General features: G+C 64.4%; 14 protein-coding genes and 3 pseudogenes. 9 read left to right on the top strand and 8 right to left on the bottom strand.

The genetic code is table 11. From position 1 onward, the window contains the following. Positions 1–140 precede the first annotated feature (140 nt). The gene (locus ACQ86A_RS17950) at positions 141–2,714 is read right to left on the bottom strand and encodes an AAA family ATPase (RefSeq protein WP_431278279.1); all 2,574 of its coding nucleotides are present in this window, start codon (positions 2,712–2,714) and stop codon (positions 141–143) included. 581 nt (positions 2,715–3,295) lie between these two features. On the opposite strand from ACQ86A_RS17950, the pseudogene ACQ86A_RS17945 reads away from it, so the two are divergent. Next, a pseudogene (locus ACQ86A_RS17945) lies at positions 3,296–3,604 on the top strand (acyl-CoA thioesterase domain-containing protein); the annotation flags it as partial. A 182-nt stretch (positions 3,605–3,786) separates the two neighbouring features. Then, entirely contained in the window at positions 3,787–4,128 is a 342-nt protein-coding gene (locus ACQ86A_RS17940; RefSeq protein WP_431278278.1) for a hypothetical protein, read from the top strand. A 21-nt stretch (positions 4,129–4,149) separates the two neighbouring features. Here the strand turns inward: ACQ86A_RS17940 and ACQ86A_RS17935 are convergent. Continuing rightward, positions 4,150–5,768: pseudogene (locus ACQ86A_RS17935) on the bottom strand (AMP-binding protein). A gap of 188 nt (positions 5,769–5,956) precedes the next feature. Here ACQ86A_RS17935 and ACQ86A_RS17930 point away from each other — a divergent pair. After that, positions 5,957–6,766 (top strand): response regulator transcription factor, encoded by an 810-nt coding sequence (locus tag ACQ86A_RS17930; RefSeq protein WP_431278277.1) that lies wholly within the window; start codon positions 5,957–5,959, stop codon positions 6,764–6,766. A gap of 7 nt (positions 6,767–6,773) precedes the next feature. On the opposite strand, the gene ACQ86A_RS17925 is transcribed toward ACQ86A_RS17930, so the two are convergent. Then, positions 6,774–7,361, bottom strand: coding sequence for a TetR family transcriptional regulator (locus ACQ86A_RS17925; RefSeq protein WP_431278276.1), 588 nt, complete (start codon positions 7,359–7,361; stop codon positions 6,774–6,776). A 79-nt stretch (positions 7,362–7,440) separates the two neighbouring features. Between ACQ86A_RS17925 and ACQ86A_RS17920 the strand changes: the two genes are divergently transcribed. The 4 genes from ACQ86A_RS17920 (at position 7,441) to ACQ86A_RS17905 (ending at position 12,712) form a co-directional block, all read left to right on the top strand. After that, entirely contained in the window at positions 7,441–8,172 is a 732-nt protein-coding gene (locus ACQ86A_RS17920) for an HXXEE domain-containing protein (protein ID WP_431278275.1), read from the top strand. A gap of 50 nt (positions 8,173–8,222) precedes the next feature. Further along, positions 8,223–9,932, top strand: a complete 1,710-nt coding sequence (locus ACQ86A_RS17915; RefSeq protein ID WP_431278274.1) for a CocE/NonD family hydrolase — start codon at positions 8,223–8,225, stop codon at positions 9,930–9,932. A 100-nt stretch (positions 9,933–10,032) separates the two neighbouring features. Then, positions 10,033–11,844 (top strand): CocE/NonD family hydrolase, encoded by a 1,812-nt coding sequence (locus ACQ86A_RS17910; protein WP_431278273.1) that lies wholly within the window; start codon positions 10,033–10,035, stop codon positions 11,842–11,844. Positions 11,845–12,016: 172 nt separating this feature from the next. Beyond that, positions 12,017–12,712 carry an HXXEE domain-containing protein gene (locus ACQ86A_RS17905; protein ID WP_431278272.1) on the top strand — a complete coding sequence of 232 codons (696 nt, stop codon included), beginning with the start codon at positions 12,017–12,019 and terminating at the stop codon, positions 12,710–12,712. Between the two features lie 627 nt (positions 12,713–13,339). Here the strand turns inward: ACQ86A_RS17905 and ACQ86A_RS17900 are convergent. Continuing rightward, positions 13,340–13,912 (bottom strand): TetR/AcrR family transcriptional regulator C-terminal domain-containing protein, encoded by a 573-nt coding sequence (locus tag ACQ86A_RS17900; protein WP_431278271.1) that lies wholly within the window; start codon positions 13,910–13,912, stop codon positions 13,340–13,342. 41 nt (positions 13,913–13,953) lie between these two features. Here ACQ86A_RS17900 and ACQ86A_RS17895 point away from each other — a divergent pair. Further along, a pseudogene (locus tag ACQ86A_RS17895) lies at positions 13,954–14,663 on the top strand (beta-ketoacyl synthase N-terminal-like domain-containing protein); the annotation flags it as partial. Between the two features lie 126 nt (positions 14,664–14,789). Next, positions 14,790–15,212: a hypothetical protein gene (locus ACQ86A_RS17890; RefSeq protein WP_431280482.1), complete on the top strand. Its 423-nt coding sequence runs from the start codon at positions 14,790–14,792 to the stop codon at positions 15,210–15,212. 31 nt (positions 15,213–15,243) lie between these two features. Here the strand turns inward: ACQ86A_RS17890 and ACQ86A_RS17885 are convergent, their stop codons facing one another. The 4 genes from ACQ86A_RS17885 to ACQ86A_RS17870 all read right to left on the bottom strand — a co-directional run bounded on the left by ACQ86A_RS17885 (position 15,244) and on the right by ACQ86A_RS17870 (position 17,079). Then, complete coding sequence (locus ACQ86A_RS17885; protein ID WP_431278270.1) at positions 15,244–15,855, bottom strand: NADPH-dependent F420 reductase; 612 nt, start codon at positions 15,853–15,855, stop codon at positions 15,244–15,246. Beyond that, a complete protein-coding gene (locus ACQ86A_RS17880) occupies positions 15,852–16,565 on the bottom strand; it encodes an HXXEE domain-containing protein (protein WP_431278269.1) in 714 nt (237 codons plus the stop codon). The genes ACQ86A_RS17885 and ACQ86A_RS17880 overlap by 4 nt, the downstream gene beginning before the upstream one ends. 116 nt (positions 16,566–16,681) lie before the next feature. Further along, positions 16,682–16,813 (bottom strand): hypothetical protein, encoded by a 132-nt coding sequence (locus ACQ86A_RS17875; protein ID WP_431278268.1) that lies wholly within the window; start codon positions 16,811–16,813, stop codon positions 16,682–16,684. Next, a complete protein-coding gene (locus tag ACQ86A_RS17870; RefSeq protein ID WP_431280481.1) occupies positions 16,810–17,079 on the bottom strand; it encodes a TetR/AcrR family transcriptional regulator in 270 nt (89 codons plus the stop codon). The genes ACQ86A_RS17875 and ACQ86A_RS17870 overlap by 4 nt, the downstream gene beginning before the upstream one ends. Positions 17,080–17,359: the final 280 nt, after the last annotated feature.

Genomic DNA, 17,359 nt, shown 5'->3' with positions numbered 1-17,359 from the left:
CCAGCTGCTCGGGTTGCTGCCGACGAACTCGGGATCGCCATTTTCGGGTTCGACCCAGAAGGCGGGACTCTGGACGGAGTGAACCAGCTCGGCCGAGAGTTGTGCGCGGCTGGGATCGTCGGGTAGAGCCGTTAGCCGAATCATGTGACGCCACTCGGGGCGCGTTGCGCATCGTGTGCAGGAATGATCGGTCCAGCAGAGGCTTGGGCAGCCCGCCTGAGTTCGGTCTGCGCTGCCGCTCGCGACTTCTCCATCGTCTCTTCTAGCGTCTGACGCTGCATCATCTCGACAAGTTGCGATTTTGCCGAGTCCGCGGTCGGAGCGACCAGCACCGCGGCGTTGTGCCGCTTCCCTCGGGTGAGGCCGACGTAGAGGCCGGCGCCATCGACTCCGGGTCCCACGAGGGCGCAGTCTGTTGTCTCGCCCTGAACTCCGTAGACCGTCGTGGCGTAGGCGAGGTGGATATGCGCTTCGGCATAAGCGAGGCTGACTTTCCTCAGGTCGGTCGAGTCGGTGCTCGCGGCGAGGATCGCGTGGTCCCTGCCAATCGTCTTAACGGTCCAGTTTTGGCGATTCTGGATGTCCGCAGCACTGTCGTTGCGCCGGGTCTGAACGACATCACCGACGAATATCGCCTGCCCCGCCTGTCCGGAGAATGCTCGCCCGGGGCGAATCGCGCCGGATTCGAGCCTGCGGTGCTGGACGGCTTCGCTGATCTCCTGCGCTTCAGCGTGCGTCGCCGTAACTAGCGCGATCGTCTCGTGGCGCCGCGTGGCGTCGAACCATCCTTCGACCATCGCCTCACGCGCGGCGACGTCGTTATCTGTCAGTACGACATGCTCGGTACGGATGAGGTCCTCGGCCACCTCGCGCCTTTGGTCCTCGCTGTAGGGGTGGCGGAGACGAAGCGTGAGTTCTGCCCAAGCTTGGTCATTGAAGCGGTGGGTAGTTGTGAGCTCCACGCGATCAGGCGAGCGGCGCCAGAACAGCGCCATGGCGCCCGAGTGCCCCACCGGCAAGGCCTGTCGCTGGTCGCCAACGAGAGCGACTCCCGCGCCGGTCGCGTGCGCCACGTCTAGAAGTGCCGACGCGGCCTCGAGGTCCAGCATGCCGGCCTCATCCACGACGATGCGATCTCCAGGGTTGATGCTGATTCGGGGGCCGCGATAGACGGCGCCCGAAGTTGGGTCAACCTTACCGATCGAGAGCCGTCGCCATTGAGTTGCGCCAGACGCGGAGGTCGCCCAGCGCCACCCATACTCGTGGAGCAGTTGGTGGAGGGATGACGACGAGCTCATCGTCTCGCGTCCCGCCACGGCGGAAGCCTTCTTGGTCGGCGCGACGACGATCATCTTGTGGCCGCGTCGCCGCAGAGCAGCGCCCGCGACCTTGAGCATTGTGGTCTTTCCGGTGCCGGCCGGGCCAGAGATGACCACGTTACGGGATGTGCCACCGATCGCGGCAGCACCAGCGAGTTGTTCGTCGTCGAGCGGGTGATTGGGCTCGATTGCGTGACCGATCACGGCGACCTCGCCTGTGTCGAGGATCTGTCCGGATGCGGAGAACGCATCGACCTCCTGCGCGAGAGTGGCCTTCAACGTGGCGGTGGAAACTGCCATGAGGTGCTTGACGTGCTTCGGGGCGTCCGGTTCGGAAATCAGCGTCACCGTAGGCGAGTGCGCGACGACTTCCTCAGCGAGCTTCGTGAGTTCGTCTCGGTCGGCGACAACACCTGTCGCGGCGATCGCGCGGAGCGCGCCCGCCCGCACGTCCATTACGCTGAACCGACCACCGCTGCCGGTCGAACGGGCGTCCGCGTCGACAACGGCCTTGGCTGCCAGCAACTCGAGGTCGAGATCCTGCATGGCGACAGTAGGTAGCGGTGCGGGTGCGCGTCGCATGCCCAGCGCAGGGTCGGCGGTGAAGAGTTCTTCACGGACGAGTGCAGCCCATCCGCCCTCGTCCAGCTCACCCGGCTTGTCGGGGCGGCCGACAGCCCACGCCCAATGATCGATCTGGGCAAGCACATCGTGTGACGGCTCCTGCCCTGGATGCTGGTGTCTCCACCAAACGGTGCGGGCGATCCTGTTGGCTTCGATCTGTGCGGACCGCTTAGACAGCGGACGCACCAGGCGCTGCAACTGGGTGATCTCCCCGTCCTCATTGAGCGAGAATCCCTTCGCAGCTAGGGCGCGGATCCATTCCGGGTCGGTACGCGTGGCAAGATCGCCTTCGGCGTTGATCACGTTCTGGAACCGCAAGGCGACGCGGGTGTCGATGTTCGACCATTTGCCGTCGAGGCCTTGGACCTTGACGTTCAACCAGAGGTGGCGGTGCTTGTGCGGGTCCAGGGACCGGGAGCGCTCGTGCCGCAGCTCGACCACCTCGATCCGTGCGAGGTCCTCGCGGATGGATCCTTGCTTGCCTCGGCGGGCGTTGAGCTCGCTCTGCCACAACTTGATGATCCGATCCCGCAACCGGTCCTGCAGATCCTCGTACGCGGCCGCCAACTCCGGATCCAACATCGCCGCGATCGAGAACGACTTCGGCGCGTTGATCGTCGCATCCAGAATCAGATCCGCCACCGGCGACTCAAGGTCCCGGCCGCGTCGCTCACCGGTGAGCGGGTCCAACCCGTCGACCCAATCCCTCAACTGGGAGCGGGTGAGCAGATCGTCACGGATCGCGCCGTCCTCCACGATGTACCGGGTCATTACGGCATCCGCGTACCCGACTGCAGCCAACGCCCCCTCGGCGGTCCTCGCAGTCAGGGTCGCGTCGCAGACCCCGCCGAAGGCATACCGCACCGCCTGCTTCACTCCTTGGGCTGCTTGCCCGCGCTTCCAGCGCGCCACTCCACCTCGCACACCTACACGTTCCGGTCGCGCGCTCATTTTGGCGCGCACGCGGCGCGCACATCTCAAAGAGTGCCTACGTGCATTGCTCTTGTATCACTCGCTCATTCGTCTCATGTCCCGTCCATTTCGTCTCGCTTTTGCTTTTCCTGCTCCGTTCTCTTCTTCTCTCTTATCCGTGGGGTGTCCTTTCCTTCCTCATGCCTCTGGTCACCGTCCGCCTCGATTAGTTCTTTGGCTGACCCACCGAGTCCTCTGTACGTCGAATCTGAGCGCACTTGCTCACCAGAGGTGGGCATGGCCGACGGCTCAGTGAAGCGCGCGCCGGCTCCTCCGCGCGCGAGCCGCGTCCCAACCAATCGGCTCCGACGGGCTCGTGGAGACGCCGGAACGGCCGTTCCGGCTACGGCGGCCTGACGATTCGGCAACACTCGGGCCAGATGGAGCGTGACCGCGTGAGGAACTCCTACTCTCGCGGAATGACGCCGAATCAGTTGCCGTACTTCGAACGGGTCGCCGTCGACCGCTACCGGCCGACCGCGGAGGCGGGAGGAGCGTGGAAGGACGGCGAGATTCACTTCAGCCCGCTGGGCGGCCTAATCGTCCATGCCATCGACGAGCATCGCGCATTGCAGGGCGACGCAGCCGGTATGGTCCTCGCCCGCGTCAGCTTCGACATTCTCGGCTTCCTCGCGGCAGACGTGTGCCAGGTGCAGGTCGAGACGATCCGCCCCGGCCGAACGATCGAGCTAATCCAGGCCACCGTGATCATCAAAGGACGGCCCGCTGTGCTCGCGCGCGCCTGGTACACGATGGCTTCGGACACCAGGGCGATCGCCGGGGAGAGTCGCCGTCGCTCAGCATCCCCGGACCGGAGCATCGCTGGCCGATCACCGACACGTGGCCGGGCGGCTACGTTGCGTCCCTCGAAATGCGCGCTGCCGAGGCGCCTCGGCCTGGTCGCGCGACGGCGTGGCTTCGCACGGACAGTCAGTTGGTGGGAGGCGAGAAGGTCAGCCGCGATGCCGCATTCATCGCGCTCGTCGACACCGCCAACGGCGTCGCAGTGCGCCGCTCTCCGACGGAGTGGATGTTCCCGAACCTCGACCTGACCATCCACCTCTTCCGGCAGCCGGCCGGCGAGTGGGTCGGGCTCGACACGACGGTCACCTTCGGCCCAGCCGGGCAGGGACTGACCAGCACCGAGCTTCACGACGAGTCGGGTCCGGTGGGAAGAGCCGAGCAGACGCTGACGGTCCGATCCCTCAGCTGAGCACCCCGCGACGCCGCACGGTCAGACGGGTGTGCTGAGGATCTCGACCGCCATCTCCCGCATCTCGATCTTTCGCACTTTGCCGGTGACCGTCATCGGGAAGCCGTCCACGATGTGCACGTAGCGGGGGATCTTGTAGTGAGCGAGGTGGTCGCGGGCGAACGCGGCCAGTGCTTGGGCGGTCAGCGGCTCGGCGCCTGGACGCAGCACGATCCAGGCCATCAGCTCCTCGCCGTACCGTTCGTCCGGAACCCCGATGACCTGCACGTCGCTGATATCCGGGTGCTGGTAGAAGAACTCCTCGATCTCGCGCGGGTAGATATTCTCGCCGCCACGGATCACCATGTCCTTGATGCGGCCCACGATATTGACGTAGCCGTCGTCGTCCATTGTCGCGAGATCTCCGGTTCGCATCCAGCGGGCAGCGTCGATCGCCTCGGCGGTGCGCTCGGGATCATCCCAATAGCCGAGCATCACGGAGTATCCACGTGTGCACAGTTCTCCGGCCTGGTCGCGCGGCACGATCAGCCCGGTCTCCGGGTCAGTGATCTTTACCTCGACGTGGGGCATCGGGCGGCCGACCGTGGCCGTGCGCTGCTCTAATGTGTCGTCTCGTTGGGTCATGTTGGAGACCGGAGAGGTCTCGGTCATCCCGTAGCAGATGGCCACCTCTGACATGTGCATCTCGTCGACGACGCGTCGCATGACCTCGACAGGGCACGGAGAGCCCGCCATGATGCCCGTCCGAAGGCTCGAGAAGTCGAAGTCCCTGAAGCGGGGTGGTTCAGCTGCGCGATGAACATGGTGGGAACGCCGTACAACGACGTACAGCGCTCGGCCTGCACGGCGGCCATCGTCGCCTCCGGATCGAAAGCTGGAGCCGGCAGCACGATGCAGGCGCCGTGCGAGTAGGCGGCCAAGTTGCCCATGACCATTCCGAAGCAGTGATACAGCGGCACCGGCACGCAGATCCGGTCTTCCTCGGTGTAATGCACGCCCTCGCCGACGAAGTAGCCGTTGTTCAGGATGTTGTGGTGCGACAGGGTCGCACCCTTCGGGAACCCGGTGGTCCCGGAGGTGTACTGGATATTGATCGGGTCATCGAAGGTCAGCTGGGCGGCACGCTGGGCGAGCGCTTCGTCGTCGACGGGGCGGCCGGACGCGATCAGCTCATCCCAACTCGAGTCGTCGATGAAGACCGTCTCGGCGAAGCCGATCGCCTCCAGCATGCCTCGATAGTCGCTGGTACGGTGCGCGATCGCGCTGACCATGAGCGTCATGCCGGACTGACCGACGACGTACTCGAGTTCGGACAGCCGGTACGACGGGTTCACATTGACGAGGATCGCGCCGATCTTCGCCGTCGCGTACTGGGTCAGAACCCATTCAGCGCAGTTCGGCGCCCAGATCCCTACGCGATCACCCTTGGCGACTCCGCGCGCCATCAGACCCTTCGCGAGTCCGTCGATGGCCCGCTGCAGCTCGGCGTAACTCCACCGGCGACCGGTCGCCACGTCCACGAGTGCTTCGCGGTCTGCGTAGCGGGACGCGGTGCGGTCGAAGTTGTCCGCGATGGTGTCTCCGAGGAGGGCAGTCGTGGAGGTTCCGGATCCGTATGACGGCTGAGCTTCTTTGCGCATAGCAAAAGGATCAAGCCGGTCGGCACCGTCCGCTACCTCCTAAGGATGGTGTCTCGCGCCGGCACGGTTGCATGCGAGTGGACCCCCGGACCGGGGTATTTACGAAAAGTCGTAGTGAGCTCCGTCGGGCGCAGAGAGGACTATCCTCTCGATAGGAGGCGACGATGGCGTCACGAGATTCTCGACTGATGGGTGAATCCGTTGCCTACGCGACGAAGCAGGGCGGGTTCGACGTGGGATTCGGCGGCCTGGTCGACACGGAGAACGCGAAACTGAGCGCGTTCGCCCACACCATTGGTCAGAGCATCCACGGCCTGCTCATCCAACCCGGCGAGGGTCTCGGCGGCCGCGTGATGACCACTCGAGCGCCGGGCGTCACCGTCGACTACCTGCGTTCGAACACGATCACGCACCGCTACGAGCGCGAGGTCGCTGCAGAGCACATGGTGTCGATCGCAGCCGTGCCCGTGGTCGTCAGAGAGCGCGTGCGCGCCATCCTCTACGGCGGATTCCGGGCGCCGACGCACGTCGGCTCAGAATCGCTCGATGCGCTTGTGACCGCGGCGCAGCGGATGAAATGGGAGATGACCGTGCGCGACGAGGTCGAGCGACGTCTCGACGAGATCTTCGCCGAGAACGAGATGATCGCGGCCGGCAACACGTCGGGCCGTCAGACGCTCGCTGATCGTCAAGAGTTCGCCCAGTTGCGCGTCGCTACCCGGACCGGCGAACATGCGGCGGCAGGGCGACGCTATGACCAGATCGCTGCATCCCTCATCGAACTTCGCTCGGCGGACTCCGAGGTCCACCTGACCGCACGCGAACTCGACGTCCTCGCCCATGTGGCACTCGGGATGCGAAACGCACGCGTCGCCGAACTGCTTCACCTGCGGGAGACCACGGTCAAGGCTTACGTGTCGTCGGCGATGCGGAAGCTGGGCGCAGGCACCCGCTACGAGGCGGTGTTGCGCGCCAAGGCCGCCGGCTTCATTCCGTAGCCTGCCGCTATTCGCCCGCGACCGACGTGCTGTCGGGCGTATCGAGGAGGAGCTGGACCGAGGGTGCCGTTCGAGCGACCAGAGCGTCGAGGTCGAGTTCGGTGAGCTGTGGGACGCGCAGGACGTAGCGACCAAACGCTACCCCGAACAAGTGGGTCATGGCCAAGGTGGTCCCGTACTGGCGACCTTCGGCGATCGCGATCGCGCGTTCCTCGGCGAGTCCGCCGCCGAACATCTGGCGGATCGCAGCAGCAGCGGCGTCGTTGCTGAGGGCGGAACGGGCGAGCAACTGCATCTGCTTACCGGTGGGGCCCTCCTCCCAGGTGGTCAGATACAGCCGGGTGAGGCGCTCGCCGCGTGTGGTCTGAGGGCCATCGAACGCGCCCCTCAGACTCGTCAGCACTCCATCTGGCATCTGCAACGTGGCCGCGAACAGACCATCCTTGTTGCCGAAGTAGTGCGCAAGCAGGGCCACATCAAAGCCCGCCGCCGCGGCGATGGACCGCATCGTCGCGCCGCGGAAGCCGTGCGTAGCGAATTCATCTCGCGCCGCCCGCAGGATCCGGTCACGGTTGGACAGGTCGCCGGTCGCCATGGCATCAGCCTATCCGCACATCATCAACTGTTGACATCAACGCCTGTTGAGCACATTATGTTCGAAACGGCGTCGTCAGATGCCGACCACCGTCGACAACAAGGGAGTTGCGATGAGGTTCTTCGTTCGGCACTGGTATGACATCGCCGGTGTGCTCATCATCCCGGTGGCGCTGTGGGCCTGGTTGGGCGACTGGTCCACGGTCCAACTGATCCTGGTCCTGAACCTCGGGGTGCTCTTCGCCCATCAGTTCGAGGAATACCGCCTTCCTGGCGGCGAGCCGTGGGTGCTGAACGAGGTGGTGATGCCGAAGGGCCCGCCGATCGACCGGCGGCCCACCAACCAGCTGAGCGGGGTGTGGGTCAATGTAACCGCGTGGATCTTCTACCTGGTGCCCATCTTCTTCCCAACGGTGGTCTGGCTCGGTCTCGCTCCGATCCTTTTCGGGGCGGTCCTGCAGCTGTTCTCTCACGCCTTCATGACCAACCGCCGGCTGAAGACCTTCTACAACCCCGGTGTCGTCGCAGTGATCTTCGGGCACCTTCCACTGGGCATCTGGTACATCGTCGAGGTCTACCGCCAGGGAATGATCCAGTGGTGGGACTGGGCGCTCGCCATCGTTTACATGCTGTTCTTCATCGTCGTGATCATGCAGATCATCGCCTTCCGGATCATCGCGCCGCGTGGTGCGACGAACTGGGCGTACAGCGTCAGCGAGTACACCCGCTGGGACCGGGAGCGCCGGCTTCTGCGCGCCGGGATCACGCCTGGTGAGTACCCCGTCGTCGAGGAGCGCGTCGCGCATGTCTGACCTCCCACACCGCACCCCACCCGATTGAACGCTCGAAGAGGAGTAAGAGAATGACGGAACAACGCAAGAACTGGAAAGAATCGCGGACATTCCTAGGTCAGCCGATTGATGTGATTTATGTCGACGCCGGCCCGGTCCACGAGTCGAATGCCTTCACCCCGGGCCAGACGGTGGCTGACGGGATCGTCTACGATCGCGATGTCGCCGTCCAGTTGCGGGACGGAACCACGATCTATACCGATGTCTATCGTCCTGAGGGTTCCACGGGCTTGCTCCCGGCCATCGTGGCGTGGAGCCCGTACGGCAAGCGCGCGGGATACGCGACGTCCTGGCCGACACCCGGGGTGCGCCCGGACACATACTCCCCGGCCACCAAGATGGAGGGTCCCGACCCGTACTACTGGTGCTACCAGGGCTATGCGGTCATCAATCCGGACGCCCGCGGAGCCGGCAACTCCGAGGGAGATGTGCTCACCTTCAGCTCAGCGGAGGGCCGCGATGCGGCCGATCTCATCGAGTGGGTCGCTGCGCAGGAGTGGAGCAACGGCAAGGTGGGGATGACCGGCAACTCCTGGCTCGCAGTGAGCCAGTGGTTCGCCGCTGCGGAGCAGCCGCCGCACCTGGCATGCATCGCACCGTGGGACGGGTTCGTCGATGCCTATGACTCCTTGTTCGTCCCCGGTGGCGTTCTCGAGACGGGCTTCTGCGGGGCGGTGATCGCCGGCATGCAGGGCAACAACGGGGTTGAGGACTCTGTCCAGATGGGTCGAACGCATCCCGTCAAAGATGCGTACTGGCTGGACAAGATTGCGCGTGTGGAGGAGATCTCCATCCCTGTGTACGTCAGCGCAGGGTGGACGAACCCGCTGCACACCAAGGGCTCGATCGATGGCTTCCGGCGCCTGAACACGGACAAGAAGTGGCTGCGCGCGCACCGCGAGTTCGAGTGGCCCGACTACTACGAATCCGAGACGATGGAAGACCTCAAGCGGTTCTTCGATCGCTACCTGAAGGGAATCCGCAATGGCTGGGAGATGACCCCGCGGGTGCGGGTGGACGTGATGGACACCGCTCACATCAACTACGAGTCGCTCCGCGGGGAGGAGGACTTCCCGCTGCCCCGAACCCAGTACAAGAAGCTCCACCTGGACGCCGGTGCTCTCAGCCTGTCCGAGCAGCCCGTCGCGACCGAGTCGTCCGTTTCGTACGATGCACTCACCGGTTCGGCGACGTTCGATCTGGCCTTCGAGGAGACCACCGAGCTCACCGGTTATATGAGCCTCCGGCTCTGGGTGGAGGCGGAGGGCGCCGATGACATGGACATCTTCCTCGCCGTGCAGAAGGCCGACGCGGACGGTGAGTTCTCTCCGGTCGCCTACCTCGGAAACGCGCATCCCGGGGCGATGGGCATTCTGCGTGTATCCCACCGTGAACTGGATGAGGCCGCTTCAGAGCCGTTCGCGCCGGTGCAGAAGCACGAACGCGAACAGCTGCTGACGGCCGGCGAGGTCGTGCCGGTGGACATCGCTATCTGGCCGTCGAGCCGGATCTGGTACGCAGGTGAACGGCTGCGCCTCGTGGTGTCGGGGCATCGACAGCCGAGGTTGTTCATCCCGGCCGCCTGGGAGACGCGTAACCAGGGGACGCACATCCTGCACACCGGCGGGACGCACGACTCTCACCTGCTCGTGCCGGTTATTCCCAAGCCTGCACTCGTCGCGAAGCCGGCCGACACCTCCGGCTTGTTCGGAGGGCACTGACGCGTTGGAGTGCCCGGCCGGATGCGCCCGACGGCGTATCCGGCCGGGCTCGACCCACGCAATCCACCGTTTGAATCAATCGCACGAAAGAGGGACGAAGATGTCCGATCAGAATTCTGGACCACAGGACGACGGCGTAACGGTCGAGTCCGACATCATCTATCGGCAGCTCCGGCCGGCATCCGACCCCGAGACGTTCTATCCCGGTCTCGAGTCACAGACGATCACTCTGCCTGCCGGCTCGACGTACGGCCCGACGGGCGGCCAGGATCCGGTCGGATCGCGATGGCACGGCGGTACCCGCGAACTCCCCGTGGACATCCTCTTCGAACGCGACGTCCCCGTCGTGCTGCGCGATGGAACGACGATCTTCGTCGACGTGTATCGCCCGCCGGGCGCCACAGACGTCCCCGCCATCATCGCCTGGAGCCCTTACGGCAAGGAGGGCGGTTTCTGGAGTCACGCCGTCGGCCACGTGATGGGATTCTCCGCACGCGAGGAGTGGATCTCCGGCCTGCAGAAGTTCGAGGGCCCAGACCCTGCGGAATGGGTGGCGAACGGGTACGCAGTGATCAATGCGGATGCCCCCGGCTCGTACAGTTCCGAAGGCGACCTGCACTGGTTCGGCACCAAGGAGGGCAAGGACGGCTACGACCTCGTCGAATGGGTCGCCGATCAGGAGTGGTCGAACGGCAGAGTCGGGCTGGAGGGCAACTCGTGGCTCTCGGTCATCCAGTGGTTCATCGCCGCTGAGCAGCCGCCGCATCTCGCCGCCATCGCGCCGTGGAACGGATTCGCCGACGTCTACGAGGGTCTCATCGCTCCCGGCGGCATGCCGCTCCCGGGCTTTCCGACCTGGATGACGAACCTGCTCAACGGCAACAGGGTCGAGGACCTCGTGGCGATGATCGACAAGTACCCCCTCAAGAACGCTTACTGGGCAGCGAAGGAAGCCGCCGTCGAGAAGGTGACGGTTCCCGCGTACGTCGCCGCCGGCCCCCAGCCCGGCTTCCTGCACCGCTTCACCTCCGAGGTGTTCCGCCAGCTGCCGACCGAGGAGAAGTGGCTGCGCATCTTCAACACCGACGAGTGGTACTTCCAATACGCCCCCGAGTACGTTGCTGACCTGCGGCGCTTCTTCGACCACTATCTGAAGGGCGAGAACAACGGCTGGGAGTCGACGCCCCGCGTGCGCGTCGCCGTGCTTGACCCGGGCCTCGAGCCGGACCAGCAGGCGAACCACGAATACGCCGACGCCGCCATCTACCTGCCCGCGGCGGAGGTCGACCGACCCGAGCACGAATGGCCCATCGCCCGCACACGCTACGCAACCCTGCACCTGGATGCATCGGCGGGTGCCCTCGTCGACGAACCACTCGGAAACGAAGCGACAGCCGAGTACCCGGCGGTCGGAGGTGGCACGACATTCACCTACACCTTCACCGAGGACACCGATGTGATCGGATATGTCGTCGCGAAGCTCTGGCTCGAAGTGACCGATGGCCAGGATGCTGACCTGTTCGTGCGGCTCGACAAGTTGGGCGTAGATGGTCGGTTCCAGGGCGTGATCAACGTGGAAGGGCTCCGAGTCTCACATCGAGAGATCGACGAGGAGCGATCGACGGACTTCATGATCTATCACACTCACCGTGAAGAACAGCTGCTCGAGCCAGGAGAGCGCGTCCCCGTCACGATCGGGCTCGCCCCCATCGCCGTCAGGTTCAGAGCAGGTGAGCAGCTTCGCCTGCAGGTCGCGGGCGACATGAGCGGCGCCGAGCCGGCTCCGGCAGAGTTGGCGTCGTCGGCCCAGATGTTCGCTCCTCCGGTGTCAAGGAACACGGGCACCCACATCGTCCACTCCGGCGGACAGTACGACTCATACCTCGTGTTGCCCATCGTCCCGCCGAAATAGGACCGTGCTAGGTGTAAACGTGCCCGTAGCGAGCATCCTCGCCCGGTCATCCGCCACTCCGCTGAAACGCACCGATCATGGAAGCGGATAACAAGAGAATCGGGCTACGGGAACGTCGAACTGCCGCCGAGACTGTCAGCCATGTTCGAACGTAATAGATGAGGAGAAGATCATGACCAGGTTCATCCTGCGCCACTGGTACGACGTCGGCGGGGTGCTGGTCATTCCGGTGCTGCTGGTCGCCTTCCTCGGGCACTGGCCGACGGTGCAGTTCATCCTGCTGCTGAACCTGGCCGTGATCTTCATCCATCAATTCGAGGAGTACAGGTTCCCGGGCGGGGAGCCGTGGGTGCTGAACGAGGTGTTCTTGTCCAAGCCGGATCCGAACGTGCGCCCGGACACCTTGCCGACAAACGAGCTCTCGAGTATCTGGATCAACGGGACGGCGTGGATCCTCTACTTCGTCGCTGTGTTCTTCCCCGACCAGGTGTGGCTGGGCCTGGCACCGATCCTGATGGGTTTCCCCGCGCAGTTCGTGGTTCACGGTGTCATCACGACGCGCAAGCTCAAGTTCTTCTACAACCCGGGCCTCGGTGCGGTGGTGCTCGGCCACCTTCCCCTGGCCATCTGGTACATCGTCGCCGTGTATCAGGAGGGACTCATCCATTGGTGGGACTGGATCTTCGGCCTCCTCATTCTCGGATTCTTCATGGGTTTCGTCATGCAGATCGTCGGCTTCCGCGTTCTGGCTCCGCGTGGTGTCGAGAAGTGGCACTACACCCTTGCTGAGTACACCCGGTGGGACCGTGAACGTCGTCTCCTCCGCGCCGGCATCACCCCGCGACCGATTGGTGAGCACGCAGGATGATCGACTCTTGGCGACCATTCTGGCGTTCCGCGACACCATGACACACAAGGAGGGTGTTGCCGTCCACAGTGTCGGCCCGCTACATGAACGGCGATAACCGCGAACCGCGACCTGTTCGCCCGTGGTCTTAGTGCATTGCGACACAAGCTGTTCTGGTAATCAGCCCAGCTATTCTGACTTCATGCCGAACGCAGCCGCGCCGTCGCCGCTTGAAAGAGTTGGCTCATAGCACGAATCCGTCGCGGCATACATCCAGCCGGTCCTGACACTGGCGATCTGGTACGTCATCGCGGTCTACCAAGAGAACCTCATCCACTGGTGGGACTGGATCTTCGGGATCCTCGGCCTGGCCTTCTATCTGATCGTCTTCATTTTGCTGATCGGCTTCCGCACCCTCGGTCCGGCCGAAGCGAACACCCACAACTACACCGAGTCCGCGTACGGTCGGTGGAACCGCGAACGCCGACTCACTCGTGCTGGAATCGCGCCCGGTGTGGTGCCTTCGCCAGAGTTCCCCCGCCGAGCAAGACATCGACGAATGACGAGCAACGCGCGCCTTAGGTCGTCGGGGCTGTGTGAGCAACAAGACGGCTAGCGCTGTTCTCCGCAGCACTGCCCGACGGCCATTCACTCAGTGACGATGCTAAGGGAGCCGGCGAGGTCGATGTCCGAAGGGCCACCAGGGAATCCGGAGCCGGAGATTAGCACTGCTCCGAAGACGGTGCTCCAGAAGGTGGCCACGTCACGTTTGATCCCTTGTTCGCTGGTCCACTTGTTCTCGGCGAGCACGCGCTCGAGATATGTTTCCGACTTGCGGAAGAGGATGCCGGTTGCGCGGCGAACTTGGGGGCGAAGTTCGGCGTCGTTACGCGCCAGAGTGATCGCCTCGACGACGAAGGGGAGCGAGGGCATCGACAAAGCGGTGCGGGCCAACGCCGTCCGGAAGGAGTCCGGGGTCCTCATTCGGCGAACCGAGTCGCGCAAGCGGTTCGTGTCGCGCAGAAGGAGCGCGAAGGCGGCTTCTGCGAAGAGCCGATCCTTGGACCCGAAATGATGTGTGATCTGGTTGGGAAACACCCCGGCCCGTGCCGCTAGCTCGGCGACGGTGGTGATTTCTCCGCGTTCCGAGATGAGGGCCATCGCCGTTTCCCTGATTCGTGCCCGGGTGGCGGCTCCGCGCGCGCTCGTCCCGTTGCCCATCCCGTAATTGTAGGGCATACAAGTGAGGCAAAAAGTTGTATATGATACAACTGTCCTTGTTTGCCATACAAAAGGAGATAAAGATGCGAGTGGTCATCACGGGTTATGGAAGCGTGTCGCCGCTCGGCGACAGTGTCGATGCGCTGTGGGGCGGCCTGCTGGCCGGCGAGAGTGGCGTACGTTCGATCGCCCCAGAATCCGGCGGGGACACCCTCCCCGTGAAGATCGCCGCGCCCGCGGGCGTCGAGGTCGTCGAGCAACTCGGTCGGGTGACCGCGCAACGACTCGACCGGGCGCAGCAACTCGCGGTGATCGCGGCAGCAGAGGCGTGGGCGGACGCCGGGAGTCCTGCCCCGGAGCCGGACCGGCTGGCCGTGGTGATCGGTACGGGCATCGGCGGCATGCAGACTCTCCTGCGCGAAGACGACACGCTGGAGTCGGCCGGAGCGCGGCGCGTTTCGCCACGCGCGGTGCCCATGCTCATGCCGAACGGTGCGTCGGCACAACTGAGCATCGACTACGGCGCTCGTGCAGGAACCTACACGACGGCCGCCGCCTGCGCCTCTGGCGCTGAGGCGATCGCAGCGGCCGCGCGGCTCATCAGAGCGGGCGAGGCAGACATCGTCATCGCCGGTGGAACTGAGGCAGCGATCGCGCCCTCACACTCGCCGCATTCGCGCAGGCGCATGCCCTCGCCAAGCCTGACGGGAGGCCCGTTGCCGAACTGTCCCGGCCTTTCGATCGGGATCGCCGCGGATTCGTGCTGGGGGAGGGCGCCGGAATTATCATCCTCGAGAGTGAAGAGCACGCACGCTCACGCGGCGCGAACGTGCGGGTTGAACTTGCCGGCTGGGGCGTGACGTCCGACGCCTTCCATATGACCGCACCGGAACCTGCTGGACGGGGGCAGATCCGCGCCATCGCCAACGCGCTGAACGTTGCGCATATGAACTCCGACGAGGTCGCCCACGTGAACGCCCACGCCACGGGTACGTCGATCGGCGATCAGGCGGAGGCGGCTGCGATCCATTCGGTGTTCGGGTTGCAAGCGATGGTGGCCGCCCCGAAAGGTTCGATCGGTCACCTCGTGGGTGCGGCCGGGGCTGTGGAGGCGATCATCACTGCCCGCACCATCGAAGCCGGTGTCGTGCCGCACACCATCAACCTCGAGAATCCGGACGTGGGCGTCGAACTCGACTTCGTCATGGGCAGCCCCCGCGAGACGCCGGTTCCAGCAGCCCTCAGCAACTCGTTCGGCTTCGGCGGCCAAAACGTGACGCTCCTCCTCCGCAGGATGTGAGCCCACGGGGAGGAGCGGGTGGTCCGACCGACTAGTCCGCGTAGACGACGGCGATGTTGCAGGCCTTCATCGCTCGCCGGAACAGGCCGAAATAGAGCAGGAAGTAGTGTTCCTGCGCTTTTGCCGTTTCGATGCCGCCCAGGTCGATCTGCTGGTCGGTCGGCCACCCGAGGCTCGTCAGGACGCCGGAAACCAGACTCTTCGCGTCGTTGTCATCGCCGGACAGGAAGAGGTGAGTCGGGGCCGGAAGTACGTCCGGATTGACGAGGGTCCCGAGATTGAGGGTGTTGAGGGACTTCACGACTCGCGTCTGTGGCAGTGCGTCCTGGATTCGCTGGGCGAGACTTCCCGTCGGATAGAGGAGATCGAACGAAGGCACGACGGCATTGCTGATGTCTAGAAGCACGTGTCCGGCCAGTGCTGATTCATAGTTCTTCAGCGCCTCCAGGGCAGCTGTCCCGATGATCGCGCTGATGACCAACTCCGCGCCCTCCGTCGATTCGAGGACGGGGAGCACCGGTGCCGGGAGGTCGGTCTTCCCCGACGGATCCCGGGAGCCGAAGACCACGGAGTGACCGGCTGCGATGAGGCCGCCGGCCAGCGTCTTCGCCGCGCCACCCGTACCAAGAACGGTGATTTTCATTTGTTGACTCCTGCTTCTGTGTTTTCGGGGACGAGCGGTGACGGCACGACACCGGGTTCGATGCCGACCCGCCGAAGGCGGCGCTCGCGGTCCCACTTGTTGTACTCGTCGGGCGTGTATGGGTGCGTGTTGGCGGCCCGCGGGGCGATCAGCCGGAAGCCGACGACCTGCATGACGAAGCCCATGAAGAACCCGAGGATGAGCAACCCGAAGATCCAGTCCCACCAGTGGATGAGACCCTCCTGGTACACGACGATGACGTACCAGATCGCGAGCGGAGTGTGCCCGAAGACGACCGCGGCCAGGCCGGGATTGTAGAAGAATTTGAGCTTGCGGGTGGTGATGATGCCGTGCACGACGAACTGGGCGGGAAAGCCCATGAGGATGGGAGCGAGTCCGAGCCAGATCACGTCGGGGAAGATGGCCGCCAGTAAGTACAGCACCCAGGCGCTGATGTTGATCCAGATCCCTGAGACCTCGTTCGTGGGGAGTCGGTCTGCGTGACCGCTGGGCTTCATGAATGCCTCGTTGAGTACCCACGGCTCCCCGCCAGGGAATCGGTACTCCTCGAACTGGTGCCAGAAGATCACCCCGAGGTTCAGTACCAGAATCAGCTGGACCGTCGATAGGTTTCCGAAGATCGCCCACAGGACCACCGGAATGATGAGAACTCCGCCGATGTCGTACCAGTGCCGCAGTAGGAATCTCACGATGACATCCTTGGGCTCAGCCGCCATCTGCGACTCTCAGCCTGCAATCATGCTGATGTCAACGACCAATGATGTCAACAGTTGATGAGGCGTGAGACCGGGCACGGTCGAGCGGATTACGCTGTGGTCGACAGGTGGAGTTGGACCGCGGGCGCGGTTCCGGCGACGAGGGCTTCGAAGTCCATGTCCGCCAGCGGCGGGAGGTGGGTGAGGTAGCGAGCGACTGCGATGCCGAGAAGCTGGGTCATTGCCAGCGCCAGGCCCACTCGGTTGTGATCGATGGCGTCGTCAAAGGCCGGTCCGTCGCACGGCCCGGAGATGGTCCGGTGAGCGCGGCGATGAAAGCCTCACGGATGCTATCCGGGAGTTCGAGGGTCGCGGCGAAGAGACTGTCTTTGTTTCCGATGTAATGCGAGAGCAGGGCCACGTCGACGCCGGTGCGTGTTGCGATCGAGCGAAGCGTCGCACCGCCGAATCCGGCCGTCGCGAACTTTTGCCGAGCTGCGGCGAGTATCGCAGAGCGGTTGTCGCCCCGCTGGCTGGTCGGCCGGTGCGTACTCCGAGCGCGCTCATTTCGTCATCATGACGCCGCTCTCATCGCCCGTTGACATCATCGCCCGTTGAGGGAGGTCGATCCCGGGGCCTGCCGATCAGTGCGTCGGCGCGCTGAGGATTTCGACCGCCATAGCGCGCATCTCCACCTTGCGCAGCTTGCCGGTGACGGTTATCGGGAAGCTTTCCACGATGTGCACGTACCGGGGGATCTTATAGTGGGGCCAGCCGGGCACTTGCGA

The sequence above is a fragment of the Leifsonia poae genome (assembly GCF_050632195.1).
GTDB classification, from domain to species: domain Bacteria; phylum Actinomycetota; class Actinomycetes; order Actinomycetales; family Microbacteriaceae; genus Leifsonia; species Leifsonia poae_C.
This window is presented reverse-complemented; position numbering and strand designations above follow the sequence as displayed.

Excerpts from the sequence above, each read along its gene's own strand:
- ACQ86A_RS17950 (WP_431278279.1), bottom strand. The coding sequence starts at position 2,714 with ATGACCCGGTACATCGTGGAGGACGGCGCGATCCGTGACGATCTGCTC.
- ACQ86A_RS17940 (WP_431278278.1), top strand. The coding sequence starts at position 3,787 with ATGCGCGCTGCCGAGGCGCCTCGGCCTGGTCGCGCGACGGCGTGGCTT.
- ACQ86A_RS17930 (WP_431278277.1), top strand. The coding sequence starts at position 5,957 with ATGGGTGAATCCGTTGCCTACGCGACGAAGCAGGGCGGGTTCGACGTG.
- ACQ86A_RS17925 (WP_431278276.1), bottom strand. The coding sequence starts at position 7,361 with ATGGCGACCGGCGACCTGTCCAACCGTGACCGGATCCTGCGGGCGGCG.
- ACQ86A_RS17920 (WP_431278275.1), top strand. The coding sequence starts at position 7,441 with ATGCCGACCACCGTCGACAACAAGGGAGTTGCGATGAGGTTCTTCGTT.
- ACQ86A_RS17915 (WP_431278274.1), top strand. The coding sequence starts at position 8,223 with ATGACGGAACAACGCAAGAACTGGAAAGAATCGCGGACATTCCTAGGT.
- ACQ86A_RS17910 (WP_431278273.1), top strand. The coding sequence starts at position 10,033 with ATGTCCGATCAGAATTCTGGACCACAGGACGACGGCGTAACGGTCGAG.
- ACQ86A_RS17905 (WP_431278272.1), top strand. The coding sequence starts at position 12,017 with ATGACCAGGTTCATCCTGCGCCACTGGTACGACGTCGGCGGGGTGCTG.
- ACQ86A_RS17900 (WP_431278271.1), bottom strand. The coding sequence starts at position 13,912 with ATGGGCAACGGGACGAGCGCGCGCGGAGCCGCCACCCGGGCACGAATC.
- ACQ86A_RS17890 (WP_431280482.1), top strand. The coding sequence starts at position 14,790 with ATGACCGCACCGGAACCTGCTGGACGGGGGCAGATCCGCGCCATCGCC.
- ACQ86A_RS17885 (WP_431278270.1), bottom strand. The coding sequence starts at position 15,855 with ATGAAAATCACCGTTCTTGGTACGGGTGGCGCGGCGAAGACGCTGGCC.
- ACQ86A_RS17875 (WP_431278268.1), bottom strand. The coding sequence starts at position 16,813 with ATGACCCAGCTTCTCGGCATCGCAGTCGCTCGCTACCTCACCCACCTC.